Annotated in this window: 8 protein-coding genes and 1 pseudogene; 8 read left to right on the top strand and 1 reads right to left on the bottom strand. The window is 52.6% G+C overall.

Annotated elements, in window-relative coordinates; translation table 11 throughout:
• Positions 1–73: 73 nt before the first annotated feature.
• A complete protein-coding gene (gene hrpB / locus BFF42_RS06640) occupies positions 74–2,503 on the bottom strand; it encodes an ATP-dependent helicase HrpB (protein WP_012421213.1) in 2,430 nt (809 codons plus the stop codon).
• Between the two features lie 73 nt (positions 2,504–2,576).
• Between hrpB and thpR the strand changes: the two genes are divergently transcribed.
• From thpR to BFF42_RS06600, 8 genes and pseudogenes are all read left to right on the top strand, one after another.
• Positions 2,577–3,107: an RNA 2',3'-cyclic phosphodiesterase gene (gene thpR / locus BFF42_RS06635; RefSeq protein WP_001294699.1), complete on the top strand. Its 531-nt coding sequence runs from the start codon at positions 2,577–2,579 to the stop codon at positions 3,105–3,107.
• 14 nt (positions 3,108–3,121) lie between these two features.
• Complete coding sequence (gene sfsA, locus BFF42_RS06630) at positions 3,122–3,826, top strand: DNA/RNA nuclease SfsA (RefSeq protein ID WP_000396053.1); 705 nt, start codon at positions 3,122–3,124, stop codon at positions 3,824–3,826.
• A 177-nt stretch (positions 3,827–4,003) separates the two neighbouring features.
• Entirely contained in the window at positions 4,004–4,459 is a 456-nt protein-coding gene (dksA, locus tag BFF42_RS06625; RefSeq protein WP_001155227.1) for an RNA polymerase-binding protein DksA, read from the top strand.
• 66 nt (positions 4,460–4,525) lie between these two features.
• Positions 4,526–5,422: a tRNA glutamyl-Q(34) synthetase GluQRS gene (gluQRS, locus tag BFF42_RS06620; protein WP_039058974.1), complete on the top strand. Its 897-nt coding sequence runs from the start codon at positions 4,526–4,528 to the stop codon at positions 5,420–5,422.
• Positions 5,423–5,481: 59 nt separating this feature from the next.
• A complete protein-coding gene (pcnB, locus tag BFF42_RS06615; protein WP_010723084.1) occupies positions 5,482–6,879 on the top strand; it encodes a polynucleotide adenylyltransferase PcnB in 1,398 nt (465 codons plus the stop codon).
• Positions 6,876–7,355, top strand: coding sequence for a 2-amino-4-hydroxy-6-hydroxymethyldihydropteridine diphosphokinase (folK, locus tag BFF42_RS06610; RefSeq protein WP_000215134.1), 480 nt, complete (start codon positions 6,876–6,878; stop codon positions 7,353–7,355). The genes pcnB and folK overlap by 4 nt, the downstream gene beginning before the upstream one ends.
• A gap of 369 nt (positions 7,356–7,724) precedes the next feature.
• A pseudogene (locus BFF42_RS06605) lies at positions 7,725–8,093 on the top strand (fimbrial protein); the annotation flags it as partial.
• Positions 8,094–8,132: 39 nt separating this feature from the next.
• Positions 8,133–8,287: IS1 family transposase (locus tag BFF42_RS06600; RefSeq protein WP_001348782.1), on the top strand; the 155-nt coding region annotated here is incomplete at its 3' end.

The raw sequence follows: 8,287 nt of genomic DNA, 5'->3' as shown, positions 1-8,287 counted from the left end.
TAGGGTGAGGGTAACGTGCGCGCTGATGCCCTCACCCCGGCCCTCTCCCACAGGGAGAGGGAGAAAACCAACCTTACGAATACTTTTTCGTCCGTCGCGTCGGTGCAGTATTTGCCGGGTCGTCCGGCCAGACATGTTTGGGATAACGCCCTTTCATCTCTTTTTGCACCTCACGGTACGCTCCTTTCCAGAAGGCGCTCAAATCTCGTGTGATTTGTAATGGCCTTTGGGCAGGTGAAAGCAACTCCAGCACCAGCGGCACGCGCCCCTGGGCGATCGTCGGATTGGTGGCCTCGCCAAACATCTCTTGCATTCTCACCGCCAGCGCGGGCGGGTTATCTTCATGATAACGAATAGCGATCCGGCTTCCCGTCGGCACAGTGTAATGCGCAGGCAATTCACTATCCAGACGTTGCTGCATTCCCCAATCAAGTAATCCGCGTAGTGCCTGATAAATGTCGAGTGATTTCAGGCCGCGTAGTGAATGTACGCCAGTCATATGTGGCAGCAGCCACGTTTCCAGCGTCGCCAATAAACTTTCATCATCAACCGCTGGCCAGTCATATTCCGGCAACCACTTTGCGGCGCATAACAAACGCAAGCGTAGCTGTTCCGCTTCCGCCGTCCAGTTGAGCACGCTTAAACCTTTATCACGGATGCCATTAAGCATCGCCTGATGCAACTCGTCTTCCGAGGGTTTCGCCAGCGGCTGCACTTTCACCGTCAGCAGACCGATTTGCAGCCGACGCCAGGCTTTCAGCGTACCTTGCGCGTCATCCCACTCCACAGTGTCAGACTGCTGTACCAGCTGCGGGCAGCGTTGTACTAACTCATCAATATCGACCGGCAGCGCCAGTAAAATCCGCGCATCCGGCGAGGCGCTGCCCTGCAATAATAACGGTGCGATCAACCATTCGTGGCGGCTTAGCGCGTCGTCGGCATCGAGCATCGCTCCCATGCCGTTTGCCCGTTGATAGCGTCCATCTTGCCCACGGCGACGAGCAATGCGATCGGCAAACGCCCCGGCAAGTAGCGGCGCGATAAGCGAACTGTCTGCCTCACCGCCACGTACGTTTAAGCGTTTTAACAGTTGCTGACTACGTTGCTGCCAGGCTGGTTGATTGCGCGAAAACGCCACGCCCAGGTCACTATTGCCCATCCGTGGCGGCTCTTCGAGAATGGCGGCAATTTTTGCCGCGGTAGCAGCTTCGTCGTCGTTCTTCGCGCTAACCAGCATTGCCGCTAAACGCGGATCGTTACCCAGCGCTGCCATTTTTTGCCCCTGCGCACTAAGCCGTTCACCCTCCAGCGCCCCCAGCATTTGTAACAGGCGTTTCGCGGCCAGTAGATTCACCGTTGGCGGTTGATCCAGCCAGCTCATCTGCGCCGGATCGCTGCATCCCCATTGCAGTAATTCCATCAGCAAACCGGAAAGATCGCTTTGTAAGATTTCCGGTTCACTTTGCGCGGCAGCGCGTTCTGCTTGTTCTTTGGCGATTAGATGCAGGCAGATACCCGGCTCCAGACGCCCGGCGCGCCCGGCACGCTGCGTCATGGATGCCTGGCTAACGCGTTGAGTAATCAGTCGCGTTAGCCCCGTGCGCGGATCAAAACGCGCCACACGCTCCTGGGCACAATCCACCACCAGACGAATACCTTCGATGGTTAAACTGGTTTCAGCAATATTGGTCGCCAGCACCACTTTGCGCATCCCTTGCGGTGCCGGGAGGATCGCTTTTCGCTGATCGTTCAGCGACAACGCGCCATACAGCGGGCAGAGCAATACATCACTGCCGATGCGCGAAGCCAGTTGTTCCTGCACACGCTGAATTTCTCCGACGCCAGGTAAAAATAACAGTAATGATCCGCTTTCCTGACGCAGCATTTCAGCGGTGGCTACCGCAACGGCATCGTCAAAACGCTGATGCGCGGGCAGCGGTAAATAACGGCGTTCAACCGGAAACGAGCGCCCTTCTGAGATGACGACGGACGCTTCTGGCAGCATTTGCTGCAAGCGGTCGTTGTCCAGCGTAGCCGACATAATTAGCAGTTTAAGGTCATCACGCAGACCTTGTTGCACATCGAGTAACAGCGCCAACGCCAAATCCGCCTGCAAGCTACGCTCATGAAATTCATCAAGGATCACCAATCCAACACCGCTCAACTCCGGGTCACGCTGGATCATCCGCGTCAGCACGCCTTCGGTAACTACTTCCAGGCGGGTATTCGGCCCGACGCAGTTTTGCGCACGCATCCGGTAGCCAACGGTATCGCCTGGCTTTTCGTTAAGCAGCTCCTCCAGCCGTTGCGCGACGTTACGCGCCGCCAGACGACGCGGCTCCAGCAGGATAATTTTCCCGTTAATGCCGGGATGCGCCAGCAGTTGCAGCGGCAGCCAGGTTGATTTCCCGGCCCCGGTCGGCGCACTTAATAATACCTGCGGCGCACAATCGAGAGCGGTAAGTAATTCAGGTAAGACGGCAGCAACGGGCAACGACGACACAAAACGCTCCAGAGGGTTAACATTCTTCGCGCCACATTGTAGCATCGCGGTAATTCATAACCGAGTGCCTCACATGTCTGAACCGCAACGTCTGTTCTTTGCTATCGACTTACCTGCAGAAATCCGCGAACAGATTATCCACTGGCGCGCCACACACTTCCCACCTGAGGCGGGACGTCCGGTCGCCGCCGATAATTTGCATCTGACTCTGGCATTTTTAGGCGAAGTGAGCGCCGAGAAAGAGAAGGCGCTTTCTCTTTTAGCCGGACGGATTCGTCAACCTGGTTTCACACTCACGCTTGATGACGCCGGACAATGGCTGCGTTCGCGTGTGGTGTGGTTAGGGATGCGTCAGCCGCCACGCGGCTTAATCCAGCTGGCGAATATGCTCCGTTCACAGGCTGCCCGCAGCGGTTGTTTTCAAAGCAATCGTCCGTTTCATCCACATATTACCTTATTGCGCGACGCCAGCGAGGCGGTGACAATCCCGCCGCCAGGTTTTAACTGGTCTTATGCGGTGACGGAGTTCACCCTTTACGCCTCCTCGTTTGCCCGTGGACGCACACGCTACACGCCGCTAAAACGCTGGGCGCTAATGCAATAACAAGGATTGTCGCAATGGAATTCTCTCCCCCTCTACAGCGCGCGACGCTAATTCAGCGTTACAAACGTTTTTTAGCCGATGTGATCACACCCGATGGTCGCGAATTAACGCTACACTGCCCGAATACGGGTGCGATGACCGGTTGTGCAACGCGTGGCGATACCGTCTGGTATTCGACTTCAGACAACACCAAACGGAAATACCCACACACCTGGGAACTAACTCAAAGCCAGAGCGGCGCATTTATTTGCGTCAATACGCTTTGGGCTAACAGGTTGACGAAAGAGGCTATCCTTAATGAATCAATTTCAGAACTGTCAGGCTATAGCTCGCTGAAAAGCGAAGTAAAATATGGCGCAGAACGCAGCCGTATTGACTTTATGTTGCAGGCGGATTCGCGTCCAGACTGCTATATTGAAGTGAAATCGGTTACGTTAGCGGAGAACGAACAGGGATATTTTCCCGATGCGGTCACTGAACGAGGTCAGAAACACCTTCGGGAGTTGATGAACGTAGCGGCTGAAGGCCTGCGTGCGGTTATCTTTTTCGCCGTGCTGCATTCAGCCATTACACGGTTTTCACCCGCGCGCCACATCGATGAGAAATACGCGCAACTATTGTCAGAAGCTCAACAGAGGGGGGTAGAAATTCTGGCTTACAAAGCGGAAATTTCTGCTGAAAGCATGGCTCTTAAAAAATCACTGCCGGTTACATTGTAGTAAAGTAAGTAACTGGTTAATTTACATTCTGGTCGCGTGCGCAAATACGCTTTTCCTCACACAGTTGTCAAGTGTTACGTTTAGATAATTGCTATCCGGAAAAGCATCTGCTATTTATAGCGGCCTCATTTTTCCCCCGAACATGGGGATCGATAGTGCGTGTTAAGGAGAAGCAACATGCAAGAAGGGCAAAACCGTAAAACATCGTCCCTGAGTATTCTCGCCATCGCTGGGGTGGAACCATATCAGGAGAAGCCGGGCGAAGAGTATATGAATGAAGCCCAGCTGGCGCACTTCCGTCGTATTCTGGAAGCATGGCGTAATCAACTCAGGGATGAAGTCGATCGCACCGTTACACATATGCAGGATGAAGCAGCCAACTTCCCGGACCCGGTAGACCGTGCAGCCCAGGAAGAAGAGTTCAGCCTCGAACTGCGTAACCGCGATCGCGAGCGTAAGCTGATCAAAAAGATCGAGAAGACGCTGAAAAAAGTGGAAGACGAAGATTTCGGCTACTGCGAATCCTGCGGTGTTGAAATTGGTATTCGCCGTCTGGAAGCGCGCCCGACAGCCGATCTGTGCATCGACTGCAAAACGCTGGCTGAAATTCGCGAAAAACAGATGGCTGGCTAATTACAGCCGTTCCATCACGTTTACCACAGGCGGGAAATGCTCCCGCCTTATTTTTTGTTCAAAGAGATGACAGACACACAGTATATTGGCCGCTTCGCCCCCTCTCCTTCCGGCGAGCTTCATTTTGGCTCTCTGATCGCCGCGCTCGGCAGCTATTTGCAGGCTCGCGCCCGGCAAGGTCGCTGGCTGGTACGCATAGAAGATATCGACCCGCCTCGTGAAGTTCCCGGTGCCGCAGAAACTATCCTGCGCCAGCTGGAACATTACGGTCTGCACTGGGACGGCGATGTTCTCTGGCAATCGCAACGTCACGACGCCTATCGTGAAGCACTCGCCTGGTTACATGAACAAGGACTAAGTTATTACTGCACCTGTACGCGTGCGCGTATTCAAAGCATTGTCGGTATTTACGACGGTCATTGCCGGGTGTTGCATCATGGACCAGACAACGCCGCAGTGCGTATCCGCCAGCAGCATCCGGTCACGCAATTTACTGACCAGCTGCGCGGCATTATTCACGCCGACGAAAAACTGGCACGGGAAGATTTTATCATTCATCGCCGTGATGGGTTGTTCGCCTACAACCTGGCTGTTGTGGTTGATGATCATTTCCAGGGCGTTACAGAAATAGTGCGTGGGGCTGATCTGATTGAACCAACAGTAAGGCAAATCTCGCTGTACCAGCTTTTTGGCTGGAAAGTGCCAGATTACATTCATCTGCCGCTGGCGCTTAATCCACAAGGCGCTAAACTTTCCAAGCAGAATCATGCGCCTGCGTTGCCGAAAGGCGATCCACGCCCGGTACTAATCGCGGCACTTCAATTTCTGGGGCAGCTGGCAGAAGCACACTGGCAGGATTTCAGCGTCGAGCAAATCCTTCAGTCAGCCGTCAAAAACTGGACGCTGACCGCCGTGCCCGAGTCGGCAATTGTAAATTCAACATTCTCAAATGCGTCATGCTGAGCTATGATTAGCCGCTATTTTTTTGTCCTGAATGATGTTTGACACTACCGAGGTGTACTATTTTTACCCGAGTCGCTAATTTTTGCCGCAAGGTGCTAAGCCGCGAGGAAAGCGAGGCTGAACAGGCAGTCGCCCGTCCACAGGTGACGGTGATCCCGCGTGAGCAGCATGCTATTTCCCGCAAAGATATCAGTGAAAATGCCCTGAAGGTAATGTACAGGCTCAATAAAGCGGGATACGAAGCCTGGCTGGTTGGCGGCGGCGTGCGCGACCTGTTACTTGGCAAAAAGCCGAAAGATTTTGACGTAACCACTAACGCCACGCCTGAGCAGGTGCGCAAACTGTTCCGTAACTGCCGCCTTGTGGGTCGCCGTTTCCGTCTGGCTCATGTGATGTTTGGCCCGGAGATTATCGAAGTTGCAACCTTCCGTGGACACCACGAAGGTAACGTCAGCGACCGCACGACCTCCCAACGCGGGCAAAACGGCATGTTGCTGCGCGACAACATTTTCGGCTCCATCGAAGAAGACGCCCAGCGCCGCGATTTCACTATCAACAGCCTGTATTACAGCGTAGCGGATTTTACCGTCCGTGATTACGTTGGCGGCATGAAGGATCTGAAGGACGGCGTTATCCGTCTGATTGGTAACCCGGAAACGCGCTACCGTGAAGATCCGGTACGTATGCTGCGCGCGGTACGTTTTGCCGCCAAATTGGGTATGCGCATCAGCCCGGAAACCGCAGAACCGATCCCTCGCCTCGCTACCCTGCTGAACGATATCCCACCGGCACGCCTGTTTGAAGAATCGCTTAAACTGCTACAAGCGGGCTACGGTTACGAAACCTATAAGCTGTTGTGTGAATATCATCTGTTCCAGCCGCTGTTCCCGACCATTACCCGCTACTTCACGGAAAATGGCGACAGCCCGATGGAGCGGATCATTGAACAGGTGCTGAAGAATACCGATACGCGTATCCATAACGATATGCGCGTGAACCCGGCGTTCTTGTTTGCCGCCATGTTCTGGTACCCACTGCTGGAGACGGCACAGAAGATCGCCCAGGAAAGCGGCCTGACCTATCACGACGCTTTCGCGCTGGCGATGAACGACGTGCTGGACGAAGCCTGCCGTTCACTGGCAATCCCGAAACGTCTGACGACGTTAACCCGCGATATCTGGCAGTTGCAGTTGCGTATGTCCCGTCGTCAGGGTAAACGCGCATGGAAACTGCTGGAGCATCCTAAGTTCCGTGCGGCTTATGACCTGTTGGCCTTGCGAGCTGAAGTTGAACGTAACGCTGAACTGCAGCGTCTGGTGAAATGGTGGGGTGAGTTCCAGGTTTCCGCGCCACCAGATCAAAAAGGGATGCTTAACGAGTTGGATGAAGAGCCGTCACCGCGTCGCCGTACTCGTCGTCCACGCAAACGCGCACCGCGTCGTGAGGGTACCGCATGACAGTGGCGTATATTGCCATAGGCAGCAATCTGGCCTCTCCGCTGGAGCAGGTCAATGCTGCCCTGAAAGCATTAGGCGATATCCCTGAAAGCCACATTCTTGCCGTTTCTTCGTTTTACCGCACTCCACCGCTGGGGCCGCAAGATCAACCCGATTACCTCAACGCCTCCGTGGCGCTTGAAACTTCGCTCGCCCCGGAAGAGTTACTCAACCATACACAGCGCATAGAACTGCAACAGGATCGTGTTCGTAAAGCTGAACGCTGGGGACCACGCACGCTGGATCTCGATATCATGCTGTTTGGTAATGAAGTGATAAATACCGAACGCCTGACCGTTCCGCACTACGATATGAAGAATCGTGGATTTATGCTGTGGCCGCTGTTTGAGATTGCACCGGAGCTGGCGTTTCCTGATGGGGAGACGTTGCGTGAAGTCTTACATACAAGAGCATTTGACGAATTAAGCAAATGGTAATTTATTTATATTACGAATATAAATATTTTCTGAAAATCATACATCCTCTCTTTCCTTAATAAAAATTTTAGTTTAAACATTTTTGCAGAAACATAATATAAATTCCCGCAGATAAATATCAATCCCATCGCCATACCCTAACCAATTGCACTTGTGAATTTATTTTTGCTTAATTTTGAATTAAGAAAATTTAATTTGTTCAAAAGCCCTTAAAGTGCACAATAGGCGTCCTAATGAACAATAGCTGTAAATTTTGGTAACAAATATCATTACTCATTAATATCTAGCATCTGCTTATAACATTTGTGTCATGAATAGTCATTCTTCAAACCAGTAGTCTGACTAATGGAATTTTATTCAAGGATTTTTATGTCTAAAAAATTAGGTTTTGCCCTGTCTGGTCTTATGCTGGCAATGGTTGCAGGTACTGCTTCTGCTGATATGGATGGTGGTCAGTTAAATATCAGTGGTCTGGTTGTTGATAACACCTGTGAAACCCGCGTTGACGGCGGTAATAAAGATGGTCTGATCCTGCTGCAAACTGCAACTGTTGGTGAAATCGATGCTGGCGTGCTGAATGACACCGTTGGCGCTAAAGCCAAACCTTTCAGCATCACCGTTGACTGCAGCAAAGCAAATCCGAATCCAGGTAGTACAGCTAAAATGACCTTCGGTTCTGTTTTCTTTGGTAATAGCAAAGGAACGCTGAACAACGACATGTCGGTAATGCTGCCAACTTACTGATTTAGTGTATGATGGTGATTTTAAAGTGCTTGCGTGGCTTCCATTTCCATCAGATGTCCTTCCTGCTCCGCTACTGAAGGCGTGGTGCGTAACGGCAAAAGCACTGCCGGACATCAGCGCTATCTCTGCTCTCATTGCCGTAAAACATGGCAACTACAGTTCACTTACACCGCCTCTCAGCCCGGTAC

The sequence above is a fragment of the Shigella sp. FC1661 genome, from assembly GCF_001712525.1.
GTDB lineage: Bacteria > Pseudomonadota > Gammaproteobacteria > Enterobacterales > Enterobacteriaceae > Escherichia > Escherichia coli.
This window is presented reverse-complemented; position numbering and strand designations above follow the sequence as displayed.